Origin of the sequence: Aliivibrio sp. 1S128 (genome assembly GCF_001691065.1) — a bacterium.
Lineage (GTDB): Bacteria > Pseudomonadota > Gammaproteobacteria > Enterobacterales > Vibrionaceae > Aliivibrio.
On record NZ_MAJV01000003.1, the window covers coordinates 147,732 to 166,794 of the forward strand.

The window sequence follows — 19,063 nt, forward strand, 5'->3', positions numbered from 1 at the left end:
ATTAAAATAAAAATTCACATTTAATGCATTTTTATGTTTAAATGAATTTTATCGGATTGATACTATCAGCTAGGAGCACGGTATGGCTTTTAATATACGTAATAGAAATTTTTTAAAATTATTAGATTTTACCCCTAAAGAGATTATGCATTTACTTGAGTTATCTGCTGATTTAAAAAAAGCAAAATACGCAGGCTATGAACAACCTCAATTATCAGGTAAAAATATTGCGCTAATTTTTGAAAAAGCCTCTACTCGTACTCGATGCGCCTTTGAAGTTGCGGCTTTTGACCAAGGTGCCAAAGTGACTTATCTTGGTCCTTCTGGTTCTCAAATTGGTCACAAAGAATCAATGAAAGATACAGCTCGTGTACTGGGTCGTATGTACGATGGTATTGAATATCGTGGTTTTGGCCAATCTATTGTTGAAGAGCTGGGCCTATATGCCGGCGTTCCCGTCTGGAATGGATTAACCGATGAATTTCACCCAACTCAAATTTTAGCTGATTTCCTCACAATGCAAGAATATGCAAATGGAAAACAACTAAATCAAATTACTTTTGCCTACCTTGGTGATGCTCGTAATAACATGGGTAACTCTCTCATGGTTGGCGCTGCCAAAATGGGGATGGAGATCCGCCTTGTTGCTCCTAAGCAATTCTGGCCTGAAGATGAATTAGTCGCTCAATGCCAAAGTATCGCAGTACAAACAGGCGCTAAAATTATTCTTACTGAAGAAGTAGAAACGGGTGTTAAAGGATGTGATTTCTTATACACCGACGTTTGGGTATCGATGGGAGAAGCGCCTGAGGCATGGGATGAGCGAGTTGCGCTAATGACGCCTTACCAAATTAATATGGATGTTATTAAAGCAACACATAATCCAAATGTTAAATTCATGCACTGCTTACCTGCTTTCCATAATGATGAAACAACCGTCGGTAAAGAGATTGCGGAAAAGTACGGAATGAACGGCCTAGAAGTGACCGAAGAAGTTTTTGAATCGGAATTTTCTATCGTCTTTGATGAAGCGGAAAACCGCATGCATACTATCAAAGCAATTATGGTTGCTACGCTAGGTCAGTAAATCTAAGATACCAATAAAGAAAAGGAAAAATCAAAATAAGTTTGATGCAAACGCTTGCTTAGGATTTTGATGCGAGTATAATCTCGCGCAATTTACTAGGAAATTATGATGTTATTAACTTATCTTCATACAGCGGTCGACCGAGAATCTGCACTGACAACGTGTGGTGGTCCCCTATTTTTTGAGTTTCCTAATTACCGATATTTTTAAAGCCTCCTATTTTATAGGGGGCTTTTTTTTGATTTAAATATGACTGACACACTAAAGGGAAGAGAGACTATGGCTAACTCGCTATATAACAAGCACATCATTTCTATTCCAGAACTATCTCGTGAAGAGTTAGAACTGATCGTAGAAACAGCAGGGAAAATAAAAAAAGAACCTCAACCTGAATTATTGAAGAATAAGGTTATTGCGAGCTGCTTTTTTGAAGCATCAACTCGTACTCGCCTATCTTTTGAAACTGCGATTCAACGTTTAGGTGGTTCAGTCATTGGTTTTGATACAGCGGGTAACACCTCTCTTGCTCAAAAAGGGGAAACCCTAGCCGATTCAGTTCAGATCATTACTTCTTATGCTGATGCTTATGTGATGCGTCACCCTAAAGAAGGAGCAGCTCGTCTTGCTTCTGAATTCTCAAACGGAACGCCTGTCATAAATGCAGGAGATGGTGCAAACCAACATCCGACGCAAACGTTATTAGATTTGTATACTATTTATGAAACTCAAGGTCGCTTAGATAATCTAAATATCGCCTTTGTTGGGGATTTAAAATACGGTCGTACTGTTCACTCTTTAACTCAAGCGTTAGCTAAGTTTAACGGCATTAAATTCTTCTTTATCGCTCCAGAAGTACTAGCAATGCCAGATTATATTTGTGAAGAGTTAGATGAATTAGGCATTGAATACCAACTGCTAAATAGCATGGAAGCTGCAATTCCTGAGTTAGATATCCTTTATATGACTCGAGTTCAAAAAGAGCGCTTTGATGAATCTGAATATGCGCATATCAAGTCTGCCTATATTCTTTCTGCACAAGATTTACAGCCTGCTCGTGACAACTTAAAAGTGCTTCACCCTCTTCCACGTATCGACGAAATCAATATCGACGTAGATAAAACACCATACGCTTATTATTTCCAACAAGCTGAAAATGGCGTTTATGCACGACAAGCTCTATTAGCACTTGTTCTTAATGACACACTTTAAGGGAGATATCAACATGGCTAACAAAACTCAATTACGTGTTGAAGCGATCAAAAACGGTACTGTAATCGATCATATTCCTGCAAACATTGGCGTTAAAGTGCTGAAGTTATTCCAAATGGATAAAACAGCAGAGCGTGTCACCATTGGTTTAAACTTACCCTCTTCTGCATTAGGTGCAAAAGATCTTCTGAAGATAGAAAATACATTTGTCACGCCTGAGCAAGCAAGCAAACTTGCTTTATACGCGCCTCATGCAACAGTAAACCAGATCGAAAACTATGAAGTCGTTAAAAAAATCCCATTAATTTTACCTGAGCAAATTACAGGGGTATTTGAATGCCCAAACAGTAATTGTATTACTCATGGTGAACCCGTAGATAGCAGCTTTAAAGTAATAACAAAGAAAGAAAGCATCCATCTAAAATGTAAATACTGCGAAAAAGTATATTCTCAAGAAGTCGTTGCCGATTTAAATTGAGTTAAATAGAACTATCTTCTCAGCCTCGATATTGTCGGGGCTGTTTTATTTCTAACATTTGTTTTATATTGAACTTATCAGTGAACTTAAGGTTCACTTCACTCAAAAAGGAATCAGACAATGACTAAAGTTCTTCATACAGATAACGCACCTGCAGCAATTGGTCCATACATTCAAGGTGTTGATCTTGGTAACATGGTACTGACTTCTGGCCAAATTCCTGTAAACCCAGCAACGGGTGAAGTATCTGATGATATTGCAGAGCAAGCTCGTCAATCTCTAGAAAATGTTAAAGCCGTTGTTGAAGCGTCTGGTCTAACGGTTTCTGATATCGTTAAAATGACGGTATTTGTAAAAGACTTAAATGATTTTGGTACTGTGAATGAAGTGTATGGCAACTTCTTTGATGAGCATAAAGTAGCTAACTACCCTGCCCGCTCTTGCGTTGAAGTTGCACGTCTTCCAAAAGATGTAGGCATTGAAATCGAAGCTATTGCCGTTCGCAAATAAGCTCAAAAACAATAAATAACATGATGAAGGCAGGCTTTATAAGTTTCTGCCTTATTTTTCATTCAAATATTGCGTTGTTTTAGAGTAAACCGTTTTAAACCATACCGAGAAAATAGTAGGATTTTTTTCTAATGCTTTTGTAATGTCACTCTCGCGCCACCACTGAATGTCACTAACTTCATTAGGGTTCATTAGGAATTTAACGTCGGGTGTATTCGCCAATAAAATATAATCCAGCTCATGTTCACTCAAACCATTCTCTAATTCAGCTTGATAAACAAACCAACCTAGATTTTCAAATGTATGTGCTGCAACACCAACAATTCCAATTTCTTCTTCTAACCGGCGCTCTCCAGCGGATTCTACCGACTCATTAAGTCTTGGGTGTGAACAACAGGTATTGCTCCACTTTCCTTTACTATGATATTTACACTCAGCGCGTTTTTGTAACAGAAACTCTCTTTCATCTTTACCATTACGATAAAGTAGAACAGAGAAAGCCAAATGTAATAAACCTTTCTCGTGAGCTTCTAATTTTTCCATTGTGCCAATGGCTTCTCCTTGCTTGCTTACAAGGACGACTTCTTCTTTCATTATTATCTACACATTTAAAGAGATACACATCAAAAACAAAAGGGTACACAGCAAGCTGCATACCCTTAAAATCACAATAAAAACGTAAACTTAGCTGCGTTCTGCAACTTCTTTATTGAGTTCTTCTAGCTTAATTTTCATTTGTTCACGACATTCATTCGCTAACTCACGAACGTTTGTTTTATCGTAACCATCAAGACTTACTGGTGGCAAAATTTCAACAATCACCACACCGTTATTCCAACGATTTAGTTTTACGCCTTCCGTATTGCTACATACGATTGGCGTCACAGGAACGTCTGCTGCGATAGCCGCATGGAATGCACCTGTTTTAAAAGGCAATAAACCACGACCACGAGAGCGAGTTCCTTCAGGAAACATCCAAACAGAGACATTACGTTTCTTAATATTATCTGCAACTTGTGAAATAGTGCCTACCGCTTTACTGCGATTATTACGATCGATAAGAATGTTACCCGTGATCCAATACAGTTGACCAAACAACGGCATCCACGCGATGCTTTTTTTACCTACCGTAACCGTTCTTGGTTGAATTGCCCCAGAGACAGTAAACAAATCCCAGCTATTTTGATGGTTTGCAATGTATAAACTTGGTCCAGCATTTTTAACGCTCTCAGGAACGCGAACTTCAAGTTTAATACCAAATACTCGCGACATACGAGAAAACCAAAGACCAAAAGTATAAACGTGTTTTGGATTACGTGGGCTTAACAAGCAGTAACCACAGCCAAATACAAACGTAAAGACGGCAAAGATAGCCAAAGCAATCAGGCGTAACAATGCGATCATAAGTGTTTCTCCTAAAATATATAAATTCCACTAAAGAGTTCTATTCAGTGTACTTATATTACAAACAATAAAAAACCGGGTCATATAATACCCGGTTTCCACTTTAGTACTCATGTAGCTGAAATAATCCTAACGATTATAATTCGCTACTACGAACTCTTTCGATATTCGCGCCTAATGCGGTTAACTTGTCTTCGATCTTATCATAACCACGGTCGATATGATAAATACGATCAACAATTGTTTCACCTTTTGCTATACAACCTGCGATAACAAGGCTTGCAGATGCACGTAAATCGGTTGCCATCACTTGAGCGCCACTTAACCCGTCAGTATCACCACAAATAGCAGTATTACCTTCGATTTCAGCGTGAGCGCCCATGCGCTGTAGTTCAGGGATGTGCATGAAACGGTTTTCAAAAATCGTTTCAGTAATAATGCCTGGACCTTTCGCCATCATATTTAGCAATGTGAATTGCGCTTGCATGTCTGTTGGAAATGCAGGATGCGGAGCCGTACGGATATTTACCGCTTTTAGCTCTCGGCCGGTCATGTCTAAACTGATCCAATCTTCACCAGATTCAACTTTAGCACCCGCTTCTTCAAGCTTCGCCAGAACAGATTCAAGCAGGCTCGCTTTCGTATTTTTACATACGACTTTACCGCCAGATACAGCCGCAGCAACAAGGAACGTGCCCGTTTCTATACGGTCAGCAACCACTTCATGATAGCCACCACCAAGACGTTCTACGCCTTCGATAGTAATCGTATCAGAACCCATACCTGATACTTTCGCACCAATGGCATTAAGGAAATGAGCCGTATCTACAATTTCAGGTTCACGCGCTGCGTTTTCTAAAATAGTCGTACCTTCAGCTAACGTTGCCGCACACATAACAGTGATTGTTGCACCAACACTCACTTTATCCATAACGATATGAGCGCCTTTCAGACGACCATCAACTTCCGCTTTAACGTAACCTTCTTCAAGCTTAATCGTTGCACCTAATTGCTCAAGACCATGGATATGAAGATCCACAGGACGAGCTCCAATAGCACAACCACCAGGTAAAGACACTTGGCCTTTACCAAAACGTGCAACTAATGGACCTAGAGCCCAAATTGATGCACGCATTGTTTTCACTAAATCATAAGGTGCACAGAAATCATTCACGCCACTAGCATCAATATGAACCGAGCCATTACGAGAAACTTTAGCGCCTAAACGTTGTAACAACTCCATCGTTGTATCTACATCGCGTAGTTTTGGTACATTTCCAACTTCTACTGGCTCTTCAGCAAGTAAGGCTGCAAATAAAATTGGCAATGCCGCATTTTTTGCACCAGAAATAGTAACCTCTCCAGAAAGTGGTTTTTCACTTCCTTGAATTCGAAACTTATACATTCAAAGGACCTCTTAGAATAAGCTATTTAATTTTTTATCGCGTGCCCACTCTTCAGGAGTAAACGCTTTTATTGATAGAGCGTGAATAGTATTTGTTGAGATGTGTTCCATCAAAGGTCCATAGATGGTTTGTTGCTTTTTAACTCTGCTCATTCCATTGAACGATTCATCCACAGCAATAACTTCAAAATGGCTTCCTTCACCTTTAACGTGAATCTCTTGAAGTTGAAGTGCTGCGTCTAATAATTCTTTAATCTCGGCGCTATCCATTACTCTACCTTTTGCGTTATTAAGTGATCAGCAAACAATGATTCCACATTACTTAAACGAATTAAAGTAATGAGCTGATCAGGGACGAAAGTAAGCATTATATGGCAATTTTGTTTTTTTGCATGATCTATTAGGTGTAAAAGTAACACAACACCTGCTGAGTCAATACGATTAACCTGAGTTAAGTCTACCTTTACTTTGGTAATATTAGGTTTCCATTGTGTCAATTTATTCCAAATATTTGGCACTACCTCACGTTCGAGATCGCCTTTGAAGCAAATTTCATCAAACTTAGACTCACATAAATCCATTTCGCTCATTACTTACTTCCTTCTAAGCGAATTGGTTGAGCGGCTAATGAAGTTAATTCTTTACTTACCGAATCAATGCCTTCTTTACGGATTTTTGCACTCCATTCAGATTGTTTTGTTGATAATAAACTCACACCTTCGGCAACCATATCAAACGCTTGCCATTCTGATGTTTTTTTATTCTTGCGTAATTTAAAATCCACTTTTACCGTTGGTCGAGCTGAATCAATAATATCCACACGAACGCTAATGATAGATTTTTTTTCAGGGATCGCTTTCGGTTTTTCTAACATAATTTGTTGGTTTGTATATAACGTTAATACTTGAGCGTATGACGACACGAGGTAACCACGAAAAGCCGTTACAAATTGTTCTCTTTCTTCTGCTGTCGTTTTTTTAAGATGAGGTCCAAGTAGTTTATACGCTGCATATTTTACATTAACGTACGGCATTAATTCTTCTTCAACGACCGTTTTTAATATATTTGGATCTTTTTGAATAGCGACTTGCTCTGCTTTTAGTCGCGCAAAAGTGTCTTCAGAGACTTTTGTCATCATTTCATAAGGTTTGGTTTTATCAATCGGTTCAGCTTGAGCGACACCAATAAAAAGGGAAAGTATGATCCCTACGATTTTCATTCCTAACTTCATTACTTATCCTCACTTTTTTCTGATGAATCACCACCAATGCTATATAGCACTTGCCCTATCATGTCTTCTAATACTAATGCTGATTTAGTGTCTTCAATGTAGTCACCCTCACCAAGCATATCAATGTCTTCATCAATAAAACCAGGAACGATACCTACATATTGTTCGCCAATTAATCCTGCTGTTAAAATTTGTGCCGCAGAAGTTTCAGGAAATTGGCCAAATTGTTTATCAATTTGCATACTGACAACCGGTAAGTAGGTTTCGATATCTAATGTAATACCGGAAACACGACCGACAACAACACCCCCAATCTTAACCGGTGAGCGAGACTTTAAACTGCCGATATTATCGAACTGTGCATTAATAGTGTAATACTCACCGCTACCACCACTACGAACATCGGCGACTTTTAGTAGCAACATCAATAATGCTGCCGCGCCAGCCAAAACAAAAAATCCGACTAATAATTCTATTTTACGTGTTTGCTGCATGATTAATTCCCAAACATCAGTGCTGTAAGCACAAAATCAATTCCTAATACCGCCAGTGACGAATGCACTACCGTTCGTGTTGTTGCTAATGAGATCCCTTCTGACGTTGGGGTCGCATCATAGCCATTAAATAAAGCAATCCATGTCACGACAAACGCAAACACGACACACTTAATTAAACTGTTAACAATGTCATGGCGTACATCGACCGATGCTTGCATTACTGACCAAAAACTTCCGTGATCAATACCTTTCCATTCAACACCAACAATTTGACCACCCCATATACCCACAGCCATAAAGATCATCGCCAATAATGGCATTGAAATAACACCCGCCCATAAGCGTGGGGCAATAATACGACGCAAAGGATCTATCGCCATCATTTCCATACTAGACAACTGCTCTGTCGTTTTCATTAACCCTATTTCTGCGGTTAATGCAGAGCCGGCACGCCCAGCAAATAATAAGGCGGTAACCACTGGGCCTAGTTCACGTAATAACGAAAGTGACACCAATTGACCGAGACTGGTTTCTGCACCGTAGTCGACCAAGATCACGTAACCTTGAAGACTTATCACCATGCCAATAAATAGCCCTGAGACCACGATAATAACAAGCGATAACACACCGACTGAATACAGCTGTTGCAATAATAATGGAAACATTCTTACGGGTTGAGGCTTTGCAATGATCGCCCCAAAAAGCATAAAAGTCGCTCGACCAATAGCTTCGCATGTTGAAAGCGCTCGCTTACCAATGTTTTCAACAAATAAGATTAAAGAGAAATTACTCACCAGGAAATAACTCCTCAGCTAATGGTTTCGATGGAAAGCGAAAAGGAACGGGTCCGTCAGAGCGGCCATCTAAAAATTGTCGTACTTGAGGGTCTGGATTGTTTTCTAGCTCGAAAGGTGAACCTTGAGCAATAATTTTACCGTTAGCCAATAAATAGACATGATCAGCGATACTCATGACTTCAGGAACATCATGAGAAACAACAACAGACGTTAACCCTAATGCATCATTTAAATTACGAATTAATTCAACCAAAACACCCATCGTAATCGGGTCTTGCCCCACAAAAGGTTCGTCATACATAATTAAATCGGGATCAAGAGCAATAGCACGAGCCAACGCTGCACGACGAGCCATACCTCCAGACAGTTCGCTTGGCATCAATTCCGCTGCTCCGCGTAATCCGACAGCTTCAAGCTTTAGCAGCACTAAGGTACGAATGAACTCTTCTGATAGTTTAGTATGCTCTCGCAATGGAAAAGCGACGTTATCAAACACATCCATGTCAGTAAATAGAGCACCCGATTGAAATAGCATCCCCATTTTCTTACGGGCTAAATACAATTCCTTTCGACCTAATTTAGGAATATTCCATCCTTCAAAATGTATATTACCCGACTCAGGTAAAATCTGTCCGCCAATCAAGCGTAATAAAGTCGTTTTACCAATTCCTGATGGTCCCATGATCGCGGTAATTTTACCCCTTGGAACGAATAAGCTAATATCATCAAAAATCAGCCGTTCACCACGTTTAAAGGTTAAGTTTTCAACATTTATTAAGGTTGTCGTTGTGTCCATATCATTACTTTTCATCAAAAGCTCTTCACTAGCAATATAATGATAAGTATACGTTAACTTATCCATCAAACTTATTATTTTTAACATTCTTTAGAATATCCCCACACAGGTCCGCCTTTTTGCTTTCCTTTTTGTAAGAGAAGCGTCAAAATTAATGATTAATTATAAAAACATCTTCTACCAAAAGGAAATTAACACCATGACAGAGCTGCTCATGCCATCTCTACTTCTTATCGTTGGCCTATCTCTACTTGTTTGGGGCGCCGATAAACTGGTATTTGGTTCTGCCGCGTTAGCGAGAAACTACGGAATTTCACCATTAGTCATTGGTATGACTATCCTAGCGATGGGCTCATCAGCACCTGAAATGATGGTATCCGCCGCTGCTGCACTTGATGGTAAAACAGATACCGCCGTGGGTAATGTAATTGGTTCTAACATCGCTAACATTGCGTTAATTTTAGGTATTACCGCTATAATCAAACCCCTTGCAATCAGCTCTGGCATCATCCGTCGTGAATTACCGTTGATGTTAATTGTCACCCTGTTGGCTGGCGGTATCATGTACAATAATTACCTTGGCTTTAATGAAGGTTTATTGTTAATTGCTCTTTTTGCTGTCTTCATTATTGCGATGCTTTATATCAGTAAAAGCGAGCAAAAAAATGGTGACCGTCTTCTTGAAGAGCAAGAGTCTGAAATACCAGAAGGTGTTGAAAACAAAAAAGCCCTATTTTGGGTTGTTGTTGGTTTAATCTTATTGCCTGTTGGCGCAAACATGCTGATCGACAACGCGGTTGTTATTGCTAAGTATTTTGGCATGAGTGATCTCGTTATTGGTTTAACTATTATTGCGTTAGGGACAAGCCTTCCAGAACTTGCAGCGTCAGTCGCTGGTGTTTTAAAAGGTGAAGACGATATGGCTGCAGGTAATATTATCGGTTCAAACGTATTCAATATCCTTGCCGTTATGGGGATCCCTGCGCTAATTAACCCATCAGAAATAAGCCCAGATTTAATGAATCGAGATTTTTACGTAATGATGGGCGTATCCATTTTATTATTGTTTATGGCACTAGGTAAGAGCCGTAGCATTAACAGAATTGAAGGTAGCATTTTAGTCACATGCTTCTTGGCTTACCAAGGTTACCTTTTCTACACCATGTAATCCTATCGTTACATAACCACCAGTACACAAATAGGTCATCAATAAAACTTTGCATTAATTGATGACCTTTCTATTTTTCACATTCCCCTCCTCATTAGAAACCACTCCATCTTGAACTACCTCTGGTATATGGCATAATAATTGTATACGCTACTCCTCTAGATCATACATCTGCTATAACCCAAATAAAGGTGGTAACCCGATGGCAACTCAGTTTGATTTCTGCAAAGCAGGAAAAAATGTTCTTCAAATTGAAATTGATGCACTCATCCAACTGAATAACTACATTAATGATGATTTTACTAAAGCATGCCAATTAATGCTGGAATGTAAGGGTAAGGTCGTTGTTATGGGGATGGGGAAATCGGGACATATCGGTAATAAAATTGCCGCCACATTAGCCAGTACAGGTACACCATCCTTTTTTGTTCATCCAGGAGAAGCCAGCCATGGTGATTTAGGTATGATTGAAAAAGGCGATGTAGTTATTGCCATTTCAAACTCTGGCGAAGCTGGCGAGATCCTAGCTTTACTGCCTGTAATTAAGCGCCTTGGTATTACCCTTATTACAATGACAGGTAAGCCTGAATCAAGTATGGCCCGAGTAGCAGACGTTAACTTGCAAATTACCGTGCCTCAAGAAGCTTGCCCTTTAGGGTTGGCTCCTACATCAAGCACTACAGCTACTTTAGCCATGGGCGATGCTTTTGCCGTTGCTCTGTTGCAAGCAAAAGGGTTTACGGCTGATGACTTTGCCCTGTCTCACCCTGGTGGCGCGTTAGGTCGTAAATTACTGCTATTATTATCTGATATCATGCATAAAGATGATGAATTGCCAATGGTCACCAAAGACGCTCTTATTAAAACAGCCTTGCTTGAAGTATCTGAAAAAGGTCTTGGCATGACCGCCATTGTTGATAACGAACAAAAAGTTATCGGTATTTTTACCGATGGTGATTTACGTCGTTTATTGGACAATCGAGTTGATATTCATACTCAAACTATTGGTGAAGTAATGACACCTTCACCTGCCGTTGCAAACCCAAACTTATTAGCAGTAGAAGGCTTAAATTTAATGCAAGATAAGAAAATTAATGGCTTGCTACTGTGCGATGAAAATAATCGCTTAGTTGGCGCTCTTAATATGCATGACTTATTAAAAGCAGGGGTAATGTAATGACAACTAAATTCATTTCAACACTCTATGGCGATGTAGAAGAATCTGTATTTAATATCGCTAAAGACATAAAACTACTAATCTGTGATGTTGATGGGGTATTCTCTGATGGCCTTGTTTACATGGGCAACGACGGAGAAGAGCTAAAAACATTCCACACTCGAGATGGTTACGGCGTAAAATCATTAATGTCTGCAGGTGTCGAGATAGCCATCATTACTGGTCGAAATTCTAAAATTGTAGAAAACCGTATGACAGCGCTTGGGATTAAATTGATCTACCAAGGCCAAGACAATAAATTGCAAGCATACGACGATATTTTAACTAAACTCAATATAGGTCCTGAGCACACAGGGTATATTGGAGATGACCTCATCGATTGGCCTGTTATGGATAAAGTGGCATTAAAAGTCTGTGTTGCTGACGGACACCCGCTACTAGTACAGCGAGCAAACTATGTGACTACCATCAAAGGCGGTCATGGTGCTGTTCGAGAGGTCAGTGACCTAATCCTAGAAGCAAAAGGTGAACTCGAGCAACATAAAGGCTTGAGTATATGACTTTAAAACATTTTTGCATGGCCATATTATTAGTAATATCTAGCTGGTCTGGATATTACTTATATTATGAGTACTCACAAAATGAGCAACAAATAACGCCAGATCAGCAAGTACCAGTATTTACAGGTAAAAATGTCAGTAATAATAATTATGCTGAAAATGGTGTTCGCAATTACCAGATTAACGCTAAAGCATTAGCCCGTTTTTCTCAAACAGGTGAAACCAATTTTACGACGCCTCATCTTTTTGTCTTTAAAGACGGCGAAATAAAAGAATGGGAAATAATATCTGATCTTGGAGTGTTAGATAAAAAGCATATCCTTTATTTAAATGGTAATGTAATTGTCAAAAACTTATTGCCCGACGCCGCTTTTGAAACAATGACAACTGACAGCTTAACCATAGATCTCTCAACTAAAGATTTTATGACCGAAGATGTCGTCAATCTTGTTGGTCCAACGTTTGAAACGACAGGCGTTGGCATGAAAGGTAATTTTAGCACTCAACAAGCGACCCTATTAAAGAATGTACAAGGTATCTATGAAGCTTTCACAAATTAGTCTACTTGCCGGCTTAATATTTAGCTCTTCAAGTTGGGCACTAAGCAGCGATACAGAACAACCAATTCACATCAACTCGGATTCACAACACTTTGATATGCAAAGTAATCAAGTGACCTTTCTGGGTGATGTAACGTTGAAACAAGGCAGCATTAAAATTTTTGCTGACAAACTCGTCGTTATTCGACCTCAAGGAAAGGAAGGGCGTGAAATTTTAGAAGCCTACGGAAAACCCGCCCGCTTTAGTCAATTGACTGACGATGGAAAGACCCTAAAGGGAAGATCAAACAAACTGCGTTATGAATTAGAAAAAGAATTTCTAAAAATGACCGATGATGCCGAGCTAACTCAAGACGATAGTATCATTCAAGGCAAAGTCATTACTTATAATATGCAGACCCAAAAACTGATTGCTGATGGTGGTAAAAACGAACGTGTTACGACTATCCTTCAGCCTAGCCAATTGAATAAAAAATAATTATGGCCATTTTAGAAGCAAAAAATCTCGCAAAAACATACGGCAGCCGTAAAGTGGTTTCCGATGTAAGCCTAACTGTTGAGTCTGGAAAAATTGTCGGTTTATTAGGACCAAATGGTGCGGGAAAAACAACCTCTTTCTATATGATAGTAGGTTTGGTTTCTCGTGATGAAGGATCTATCACGATTGATGGTGTTGATATTTCACTCCAACCAATGCATAACCGTTCAAAAATGGGGATTGGTTATTTACCACAAGAAGCCTCTATTTTTAGGAAGTTATCTGTTTTTGATAATATCATGGCAGTACTTCAGACTCGTAAGGATCTATCAAAAGCAGAACGCCTAGATAAGCTTGAAGAGTTACTGGATGAATTTAACATTCAGCATATCCGTAACAGTAATGGTATGGCGCTTTCTGGTGGTGAACGTCGTCGGGTAGAAATAGCTCGAGCTCTAGCTGCCAACCCAAAATTCATTTTACTTGATGAACCTTTTGCTGGTGTAGACCCTATTTCTGTAATCGATATCAAAAAAATCATTCAACATTTAAGAGATCGCGGTTTAGGTGTGTTAATTACAGACCACAATGTTCGTGAAACCCTTGATGTATGTGAACACGCTTATATCGTAAGTCAGGGACACATGATCGCAAACGGCACTCCAGATCACGTTTTAAATGATGAACACGTAAAACGCGTTTATCTTGGTGATCAGTTTAAGTTGTAACATAGAAAGGTATCGCTAAATAATGAAAGCATCTCTTCAGCTAAGAATGGGACAACAGCTTGCAATGACTCCACAGTTGCAGCAAGCCATTCGATTACTACAATTATCGACACTTGACCTGCAGCAAGAGATCCAAGAAGCCCTCGATTCTAATCCTCTTCTTGATGTCGAAGAAGAGCCATTGAGTACGCCTGAAAGTTTACTTTCTCCTGAACCTGCATCAGAAAAAGAAACAATACCGGCAGAAAAAGAAGAAGTGGTAACAGATAGCAGTGATGTCATTGACAGTAATAATATTTCTGAAGAATTAGAGATGGATGCTAGCTGGGATGATGTTTACAGCGCCAACAGTGGCAGTACAGGCTTAGCCATTGATGACGATATCCCTCTTTATCAAGGTGAAACAACGGAAAGTCTTCAAGACTATTTAATGTGGCAAGCCGATCTAACGCCATTCAGTGATATTGACCGAACGATTGCAACCACCATCATTGAGTCATTAGATGACAATGGTTATCTTACCATTCACCTTGATGAAGTATTAGAAAGTGTTGGTCATGATGAAGTAGAAATGGATGAAGTTGAAGCGGTACTTAAACGTATTCAACAATTTGACCCTCTAGGTGTTGCCTCTCGAAATCTTGCAGAGTGCTTACTATTACAACTGGTTACCTACCCTAAAGACACACCTTGGCTTCCTGAAACTACATTAATTTTAACCGAGTATATTAATTTATTAGGTAACCGTGACTACCGACAATTAGCAAAAGAGACTAAGCTAAAAGAACAAGATTTAAAACAAGTCATGTCGCTAATTCATCAGCTTGATCCCCGTCCGGGTAATCGTGTTATTGATACAGATACTGAATATGTTATTCCTGATGTTTCTGTATTTAAACATAATGGGAAGTGGGTCGTAACCATGAACCCTGATAGTATTCCACGCTTAAAAGTTAATGCAGAATATGAAGCATTAGGTAAAGGGATGGGAAACAGCCCTGATGGACAATTTATTCGAACCAATTTGCAAGAAGCGAAATGGTTAATTAAAAGTTTAGAAAGCAGAAACGATACTCTACTCAAAGTCTCCCGTTGTATCGTTGAACATCAACAAGATTTCTTTGAATATGGTGCAGAAGCGATGAAGCCAATGGTGCTTAATGACATCGCTTTAGATGTAGAAATGCATGAGTCCACTATATCTCGAGTAACAACACAAAAATTTATGCATACCCCTCGTGGTATTTTTGAATTAAAATATTTCTTCTCTAGTCATGTTAGTACGGATAACGGTGGTGAATGCTCATCAACTGCGATTCGGGCACTAGTGAAAAAATTGGTTGCAGCTGAAAATCAAGCTAAACCATTAAGTGACAGTAAAATTGCCACCTTATTAGCTGAACAAGGGATCCAAGTTGCACGACGTACTATCGCAAAATATCGTGAATCACTTGGTATTGCCCCGTCGAATCAGCGTAAGCGTTTACTTTAATTAACAGAAAGGAAGTGTTATGCAAATAAACATCGCAGGTCAGAATGTCGAACTAACCGATAGTATTCGTGAGTATGTAGAAACTAAATTCCAAAAATTAGATCGTTTTTTTGAACATATAAATCATGTGCATGTCGTATTAAAATTAGAAAAAGTACTTCATGTGGCCGAAGCAACACTTCATGTAAATCAAGGTGACATACACGCCCATTCTGACGCAGAAGATATGTATGCCGCTATTGATGGTTTGGTAGATAAACTTGTCCGCCAACTCAATAAACATAAAGAAAAACTAAGTAGTCATTAACATGCAATTAAGTACCATTCTTTCATTGGACTGCACTAAAAGTGCGGTCCAATGTACAAGTAAAAAACGCGCATTAGAACTTATTAGTGAAATTGCGGCCCCTCATCTAGGGCAAAACCCTCAAGAACTGTTTGAAAGTTTATTAAACCGAGAAAAAATGGGAAGTACAGGTATAGGTAATGGTATCGCTATTCCCCACGGTCGAATTTTTAACTGTGATAATGCGGTAGCTGTTCTGCTTCAGTGCCAAGAACCTATCGAGTTTGACTCTATAGATAATCGCCCTGTTGATGTACTCTTTGCTTTACTCGTGCCAGATGAACAATGCAAGCTACACCTAAAAACATTATCCAGTGTCGCCGAAAAACTCAATGATAAACACGTTTTACGTCAACTTCGCCATGCGGAAAATGATCAAGAACTGTATCAAGTTTTTACCTCTTAAATCGATTCAAAGGTCTTCATAATGAAACTCATGGTAATTAGCGGGAACTCTGGTGCTGGTAAATCTGTCGCACTGCGAGTGTTAGAAGATTTAGGCTATTATTGTGTTGATAATTTACCTGTTGACCTTCTTTCACAGTTTGTTGAATCCATTCAACACAGCAGCCAAAATGTGGCTGTGAGTGTTGATATTAGAAATTTACCTAAAGATCCGTCATTACTCAAAAATACATTATCTGAGTTAAAAAAATCACACGATGTTACTGTTATTTTCTTAGACGCTGACGATAAAGAGCTGATAAAACGTTATAGCGAAACCCGCCGTCTACATCCTTTGTCTCTCATTGGTGAGCAATGTTCATTGGAACAGGCTGTTGAGCTAGAAAAGGGCATTCTTTGCGATTTTAAAGAAGATGCCGATCTCGTGTTAGATACGACAAGTAAATCCATTCATGATTTAAGCGAAACCTTACGTTCTAGGATTCTCGGCAGAGAATCAAAAGAGTTGGTAATGGTATTTGAATCTTTCGGCTTTAAGCATGGTTTACCAACCGATGCCGATTATGTGTTTGATGTTCGTTTCTTACCAAACCCACACTGGGAACCAAACTTAAGACCAATGACTGGTTTAGATAAGCCAGTGGCTGATTACTTAGAAAAGCACGACGATGTCATTAAATTAAAAGAACAAATCCAAGATTTCCTCACAACTTGGCTACCTGCGCTAGAAAAAAACAATCGTAGTTATTTAACCGTTGCCATCGGTTGTACGGGTGGACAACATCGCTCAGTTTATATTACTCAGCAACTGGGGGTATATTTCAAACAACACGGAAAACAAGTTCAAATCCGTCATAAAACATTAGAGAGACACTAAAATTATGCCAATTTCATCTCGTCACCTCTTAATTAAAAACCGCCTTGGTTTGCACGCAAGAGCTGCCATAAAATTAGTTGAAATGGCACAAAGTTTTAATGCAGTAATAACCCTCACTAATGACGAAAATAAGCAAGCAACAGCCGATGGTGTTATGGGGCTACTGATGCTGGATTCCGCCCAAGGCCAGTATGTCGATGTCTCAGCGGATGGTATTGATGCTGAGCAAGCTCTTAATGCTATTTGCGACCTTATTGAAGCCGGTTTTGATGAAGATGAGTAAGTAATTATTTACTACATCAATAGTTTGACCTAATCCTCACAAAATTCACTTATCGTCCCCTCTAAATTGCGTTACTATTCAGCCCATTATCTTATCTAAATTGTCTATACTCATTACTCGAGTTAGAAATCGGTATTAAGTGGGGGAGAGCATGCAAGAGCTACAAGATTTCGATCAAACCCATCAAACTCTTCAAGAAGTATCTAATGCACTTGATAGTGGGATGTTTGTCCATGTACGTCGTTTATTACAAGACATGGAACCTGAAGATATTGCCCATCTATTAGAAGCCTCACCCAGGAAAAGCCGTAATGTATTATGGCAACTCACTGATCCTGAAGATTACGGTGAAATTCTTGACGAACTGTCTGAAGATGTAAAAGACGGAATTGTCTCTAGAATGGCTCCTGAGAGCATTGCAGAAGCAACTGAAGGTATGGAGACAGATGATGTTGCCTATGTCCTTCGTAGCTTACCTGTAGATGTCTCACGCGAAGTATTAAGCCAAATGGACACGGTTGACCGATTCCGTGTTGAGACTGCACTATCTTACCCAGAAGACACCGCTGGTGGGATGATGAATACCGATTTCATCACCATTCGTGCTGATGTTGAAATAGACGTTGTCTTACGTTATCTGCGAATGAAAGGAGACCTTCCTGAATCAACTGATGCTTTGTATGTTCTTGACGAAGAAAGCCGCTTAATAGGGCATTTATCATTAACTACATTGCTCACGACTAAGCAAGATACTCTCGTCAGCGATGTAATGAGTGATGCGGATGAAGCCATTCCAGTGAACACCGATGACGGTGAAGTCGCCAATCTATTTGAACGTCGTAACTGGGTTTCTGCCCCTGTCGTCGATGAAAATCATTTATTACTTGGTCGAATAACCATTGATGACGTAGTTGATGTTATCCGTGAAGATGCCGAACACTCAATGATGAGTATGGCAGGAATGGATGACGAAGAAGATACTTTTGCGCCTGTCGTTAAATCGGCACGTCGTCGTAGTGTTTGGTTAGGCATGAATGTATTAGCCGCTCTTGCTGCCGCATCAGTCTCTAATATGTTCGAGGCAACATTAGCGCAAATGGCATCTATTGCTGTACTAATGACTATTGTACCTTCAATGGGGGGAGTTGCCGGTAACCAAACCGTAGCCCTAGTGATCCGTGGTTTAGCCGTTGGTCATATTGGTGACAGTAACCAAAAAGAATTATTACTCAAAGAAGCGGGAATAGGTCTGCTTAATGGTATTTTGTGGGCCTCTATCATTGGCGGTATCGTCATGGTTTGGAAAGGTGACATCATGCTTGGAGCCATCATTTCTGCGGCGATGCTCGTTAATTTAACCATTGCTGGTATTGCAGGGGTAACAATCCCTCTAATCCTAAAGAAAATGAATATCGATCCTGCATTAGCTGGAGGCATGGCCTTAACCACCATTACTGATATTATCGGTCTATTTGCTTTCTTAGGGCTCGCTACTGTTTTAATGTAGTGTATGACACATTAAAAAGCGCGCTCTCATTCAATGACAGCGCGCTTTTTTTATCTGTTCATATAGCC

The 19,063-nt window shown here is 39.5% G+C and carries 25 protein-coding genes; 16 read left to right on the forward strand and 9 right to left on the reverse strand.

Annotated elements, in window-relative coordinates:
• Positions 1–82 precede the first annotated feature (82 nt).
• The 4 genes from argF to A6E03_RS02555 all read left to right on the forward strand — a co-directional run bounded on the left by argF (position 83) and on the right by A6E03_RS02555 (position 3,284).
• Positions 83–1,087, forward strand: a complete 1,005-nt coding sequence (gene argF / locus A6E03_RS02540) for an ornithine carbamoyltransferase (protein ID WP_065600115.1) — start codon at positions 83–85, stop codon at positions 1,085–1,087.
• Between the two features lie 279 nt (positions 1,088–1,366).
• Positions 1,367–2,296, forward strand: coding sequence for an aspartate carbamoyltransferase (gene pyrB / locus A6E03_RS02545; RefSeq protein ID WP_065594092.1), 930 nt, complete (start codon positions 1,367–1,369; stop codon positions 2,294–2,296).
• A 13-nt stretch (positions 2,297–2,309) separates the two neighbouring features.
• Entirely contained in the window at positions 2,310–2,774 is a 465-nt protein-coding gene (gene pyrI, locus A6E03_RS02550) for an aspartate carbamoyltransferase regulatory subunit (protein ID WP_065594093.1), read from the forward strand.
• Between the two features lie 120 nt (positions 2,775–2,894).
• On the forward strand, positions 2,895–3,284 hold the full coding sequence (locus A6E03_RS02555) for a RidA family protein (protein WP_005417516.1): 390 nt from the start codon (positions 2,895–2,897) through the stop codon (positions 3,282–3,284).
• A 51-nt stretch (positions 3,285–3,335) separates the two neighbouring features.
• Here the strand turns inward: A6E03_RS02555 and idi are convergent, their stop codons facing one another.
• From idi to mlaF, 9 genes are all read right to left on the reverse strand, one after another.
• Positions 3,336–3,878: an isopentenyl-diphosphate Delta-isomerase gene (idi, locus tag A6E03_RS02560; protein WP_065600116.1), complete on the reverse strand. Its 543-nt coding sequence runs from the start codon at positions 3,876–3,878 to the stop codon at positions 3,336–3,338.
• 90 nt (positions 3,879–3,968) lie between these two features.
• Entirely contained in the window at positions 3,969–4,688 is a 720-nt protein-coding gene (locus tag A6E03_RS02565) for a 1-acylglycerol-3-phosphate O-acyltransferase (RefSeq protein WP_065594096.1), read from the reverse strand.
• Positions 4,689–4,824: 136 nt separating this feature from the next.
• Positions 4,825–6,093 carry a UDP-N-acetylglucosamine 1-carboxyvinyltransferase gene (gene murA, locus A6E03_RS02570; RefSeq protein ID WP_065594097.1) on the reverse strand — a complete coding sequence of 423 codons (1,269 nt, stop codon included), beginning with the start codon at positions 6,091–6,093 and terminating at the stop codon, positions 4,825–4,827.
• 12 nt (positions 6,094–6,105) lie between these two features.
• Entirely contained in the window at positions 6,106–6,363 is a 258-nt protein-coding gene (gene ibaG / locus A6E03_RS02575; protein ID WP_060992521.1) for a BolA family iron metabolism protein IbaG, read from the reverse strand.
• Positions 6,363–6,683, reverse strand: coding sequence for a lipid asymmetry maintenance protein MlaB (locus A6E03_RS02580; RefSeq protein WP_065594098.1), 321 nt, complete (start codon positions 6,681–6,683; stop codon positions 6,363–6,365). The genes ibaG and A6E03_RS02580 overlap by 1 nt, the downstream gene beginning before the upstream one ends.
• Positions 6,683–7,312, reverse strand: a complete 630-nt coding sequence (gene mlaC, locus A6E03_RS02585) for a phospholipid-binding protein MlaC (RefSeq protein ID WP_255310574.1) — start codon at positions 7,310–7,312, stop codon at positions 6,683–6,685. Before mlaC ends, A6E03_RS02580 begins: the two co-directional genes overlap by 1 nt.
• 11 nt (positions 7,313–7,323) lie before the next feature.
• Complete coding sequence (mlaD, locus tag A6E03_RS02590; RefSeq protein ID WP_065594100.1) at positions 7,324–7,818, reverse strand: outer membrane lipid asymmetry maintenance protein MlaD; 495 nt, start codon at positions 7,816–7,818, stop codon at positions 7,324–7,326.
• A gap of 2 nt (positions 7,819–7,820) precedes the next feature.
• Positions 7,821–8,597, reverse strand: coding sequence for a lipid asymmetry maintenance ABC transporter permease subunit MlaE (mlaE, locus tag A6E03_RS02595; protein ID WP_158007230.1), 777 nt, complete (start codon positions 8,595–8,597; stop codon positions 7,821–7,823).
• Positions 8,598–8,607: 10 nt separating this feature from the next.
• Positions 8,608–9,414: a phospholipid ABC transporter ATP-binding protein MlaF gene (gene mlaF, locus A6E03_RS02600; RefSeq protein ID WP_083201828.1), complete on the reverse strand. Its 807-nt coding sequence runs from the start codon at positions 9,412–9,414 to the stop codon at positions 8,608–8,610.
• Positions 9,415–9,613: 199 nt separating this feature from the next.
• On the opposite strand from mlaF, the gene A6E03_RS02605 reads away from it, so the two are divergent.
• From A6E03_RS02605 to mgtE, 12 genes are all read left to right on the forward strand, one after another.
• Positions 9,614–10,582, forward strand: coding sequence for a calcium/sodium antiporter (locus A6E03_RS02605; protein ID WP_065594101.1), 969 nt, complete (start codon positions 9,614–9,616; stop codon positions 10,580–10,582).
• A 202-nt stretch (positions 10,583–10,784) separates the two neighbouring features.
• Positions 10,785–11,759 carry an arabinose-5-phosphate isomerase KdsD gene (kdsD, locus tag A6E03_RS02610; RefSeq protein ID WP_065594102.1) on the forward strand — a complete coding sequence of 325 codons (975 nt, stop codon included), beginning with the start codon at positions 10,785–10,787 and terminating at the stop codon, positions 11,757–11,759.
• Positions 11,759–12,319: a 3-deoxy-manno-octulosonate-8-phosphatase KdsC gene (gene kdsC, locus A6E03_RS02615; protein WP_065594103.1), complete on the forward strand. Its 561-nt coding sequence runs from the start codon at positions 11,759–11,761 to the stop codon at positions 12,317–12,319. The genes kdsD and kdsC overlap by 1 nt, the downstream gene beginning before the upstream one ends.
• Positions 12,316–12,879 carry an LPS export ABC transporter periplasmic protein LptC gene (gene lptC / locus A6E03_RS02620; protein ID WP_065600117.1) on the forward strand — a complete coding sequence of 188 codons (564 nt, stop codon included), beginning with the start codon at positions 12,316–12,318 and terminating at the stop codon, positions 12,877–12,879. Before kdsC ends, lptC begins: the two co-directional genes overlap by 4 nt.
• On the forward strand, positions 12,860–13,357 hold the full coding sequence (gene lptA / locus A6E03_RS02625; protein WP_065594105.1) for a lipopolysaccharide transport periplasmic protein LptA: 498 nt from the start codon (positions 12,860–12,862) through the stop codon (positions 13,355–13,357). The genes lptC and lptA overlap by 20 nt, the downstream gene beginning before the upstream one ends.
• A 2-nt stretch (positions 13,358–13,359) precedes the next feature.
• Positions 13,360–14,085 (forward strand): LPS export ABC transporter ATP-binding protein, encoded by a 726-nt coding sequence (gene lptB / locus A6E03_RS02630; RefSeq protein ID WP_065594106.1) that lies wholly within the window; start codon positions 13,360–13,362, stop codon positions 14,083–14,085.
• Between the two features lie 22 nt (positions 14,086–14,107).
• Entirely contained in the window at positions 14,108–15,577 is a 1,470-nt protein-coding gene (locus A6E03_RS02635; protein WP_065594107.1) for an RNA polymerase factor sigma-54, read from the forward strand.
• A 19-nt stretch (positions 15,578–15,596) separates the two neighbouring features.
• Positions 15,597–15,884: a ribosome hibernation promoting factor gene (hpf, locus tag A6E03_RS02640; RefSeq protein WP_065594108.1), complete on the forward strand. Its 288-nt coding sequence runs from the start codon at positions 15,597–15,599 to the stop codon at positions 15,882–15,884.
• 1 nt (position 15,885) lies between these two features.
• The gene (ptsN, locus tag A6E03_RS02645) at positions 15,886–16,329 is read left to right on the forward strand and encodes a PTS IIA-like nitrogen regulatory protein PtsN (protein WP_065594109.1); all 444 of its coding nucleotides are present in this window, start codon (positions 15,886–15,888) and stop codon (positions 16,327–16,329) included.
• A gap of 21 nt (positions 16,330–16,350) precedes the next feature.
• The gene (gene rapZ, locus A6E03_RS02650; RefSeq protein ID WP_065594110.1) at positions 16,351–17,205 is read left to right on the forward strand and encodes an RNase adapter RapZ; all 855 of its coding nucleotides are present in this window, start codon (positions 16,351–16,353) and stop codon (positions 17,203–17,205) included.
• A 4-nt stretch (positions 17,206–17,209) separates the two neighbouring features.
• The gene (locus tag A6E03_RS02655; protein WP_065594111.1) at positions 17,210–17,488 is read left to right on the forward strand and encodes an HPr family phosphocarrier protein; all 279 of its coding nucleotides are present in this window, start codon (positions 17,210–17,212) and stop codon (positions 17,486–17,488) included.
• A 151-nt stretch (positions 17,489–17,639) separates the two neighbouring features.
• Positions 17,640–18,995, forward strand: a complete 1,356-nt coding sequence (mgtE, locus tag A6E03_RS02660) for a magnesium transporter (RefSeq protein ID WP_065594112.1) — start codon at positions 17,640–17,642, stop codon at positions 18,993–18,995.
• Positions 18,996–19,063 lie beyond the last annotated feature (68 nt).

What these genes read in the sequence shown, in the direction of transcription:
- mlaD (WP_065594100.1), bottom strand. Translation starts at nt 7,818, where the DNA reads ATGCAGCAAACACGTAAAATAGAATTATTAGTCGGATTTTTTGTTTTG.
- hpf (WP_065594108.1), top strand. Translation starts at nt 15,597, where the DNA reads ATGCAAATAAACATCGCAGGTCAGAATGTCGAACTAACCGATAGTATT.
- ptsN (WP_065594109.1), top strand. Translation starts at nt 15,886, where the DNA reads ATGCAATTAAGTACCATTCTTTCATTGGACTGCACTAAAAGTGCGGTC.
- A6E03_RS02605 (WP_065594101.1), top strand. Translation starts at nt 9,614, where the DNA reads ATGACAGAGCTGCTCATGCCATCTCTACTTCTTATCGTTGGCCTATCT.
- lptA (WP_065594105.1), top strand. Translation starts at nt 12,860, where the DNA reads ATGAAGCTTTCACAAATTAGTCTACTTGCCGGCTTAATATTTAGCTCT.
- lptB (WP_065594106.1), top strand. Translation starts at nt 13,360, where the DNA reads ATGGCCATTTTAGAAGCAAAAAATCTCGCAAAAACATACGGCAGCCGT.
- idi (WP_065600116.1), bottom strand. Translation starts at nt 3,878, where the DNA reads ATGAAAGAAGAAGTCGTCCTTGTAAGCAAGCAAGGAGAAGCCATTGGC.
- ibaG (WP_060992521.1), bottom strand. Translation starts at nt 6,363, where the DNA reads ATGGATAGCGCCGAGATTAAAGAATTATTAGACGCAGCACTTCAACTT.
- argF (WP_065600115.1), top strand. Translation starts at nt 83, where the DNA reads ATGGCTTTTAATATACGTAATAGAAATTTTTTAAAATTATTAGATTTT.
- mlaC (WP_255310574.1), bottom strand. Translation starts at nt 7,312, where the DNA reads ATGAAAATCGTAGGGATCATACTTTCCCTTTTTATTGGTGTCGCTCAA.
- kdsD (WP_065594102.1), top strand. Translation starts at nt 10,785, where the DNA reads ATGGCAACTCAGTTTGATTTCTGCAAAGCAGGAAAAAATGTTCTTCAA.
- kdsC (WP_065594103.1), top strand. Translation starts at nt 11,759, where the DNA reads ATGACAACTAAATTCATTTCAACACTCTATGGCGATGTAGAAGAATCT.
- A6E03_RS02565 (WP_065594096.1), bottom strand. Translation starts at nt 4,688, where the DNA reads ATGATCGCATTGTTACGCCTGATTGCTTTGGCTATCTTTGCCGTCTTT.
- A6E03_RS02555 (WP_005417516.1), top strand. Translation starts at nt 2,895, where the DNA reads ATGACTAAAGTTCTTCATACAGATAACGCACCTGCAGCAATTGGTCCA.
- lptC (WP_065600117.1), top strand. Translation starts at nt 12,316, where the DNA reads ATGACTTTAAAACATTTTTGCATGGCCATATTATTAGTAATATCTAGC.
- A6E03_RS02655 (WP_065594111.1), top strand. Translation starts at nt 17,210, where the DNA reads ATGCCAATTTCATCTCGTCACCTCTTAATTAAAAACCGCCTTGGTTTG.
- mlaF (WP_083201828.1), bottom strand. Translation starts at nt 9,414, where the DNA reads ATGGACACAACGACAACCTTAATAAATGTTGAAAACTTAACCTTTAAA.
- rapZ (WP_065594110.1), top strand. Translation starts at nt 16,351, where the DNA reads ATGAAACTCATGGTAATTAGCGGGAACTCTGGTGCTGGTAAATCTGTC.
- A6E03_RS02580 (WP_065594098.1), bottom strand. Translation starts at nt 6,683, where the DNA reads ATGAGCGAAATGGATTTATGTGAGTCTAAGTTTGATGAAATTTGCTTC.
- pyrI (WP_065594093.1), top strand. Translation starts at nt 2,310, where the DNA reads ATGGCTAACAAAACTCAATTACGTGTTGAAGCGATCAAAAACGGTACT.
- pyrB (WP_065594092.1), top strand. Translation starts at nt 1,367, where the DNA reads ATGGCTAACTCGCTATATAACAAGCACATCATTTCTATTCCAGAACTA.
- murA (WP_065594097.1), bottom strand. Translation starts at nt 6,093, where the DNA reads ATGTATAAGTTTCGAATTCAAGGAAGTGAAAAACCACTTTCTGGAGAG.
- mgtE (WP_065594112.1), top strand. Translation starts at nt 17,640, where the DNA reads ATGCAAGAGCTACAAGATTTCGATCAAACCCATCAAACTCTTCAAGAA.
- A6E03_RS02635 (WP_065594107.1), top strand. Translation starts at nt 14,108, where the DNA reads ATGAAAGCATCTCTTCAGCTAAGAATGGGACAACAGCTTGCAATGACT.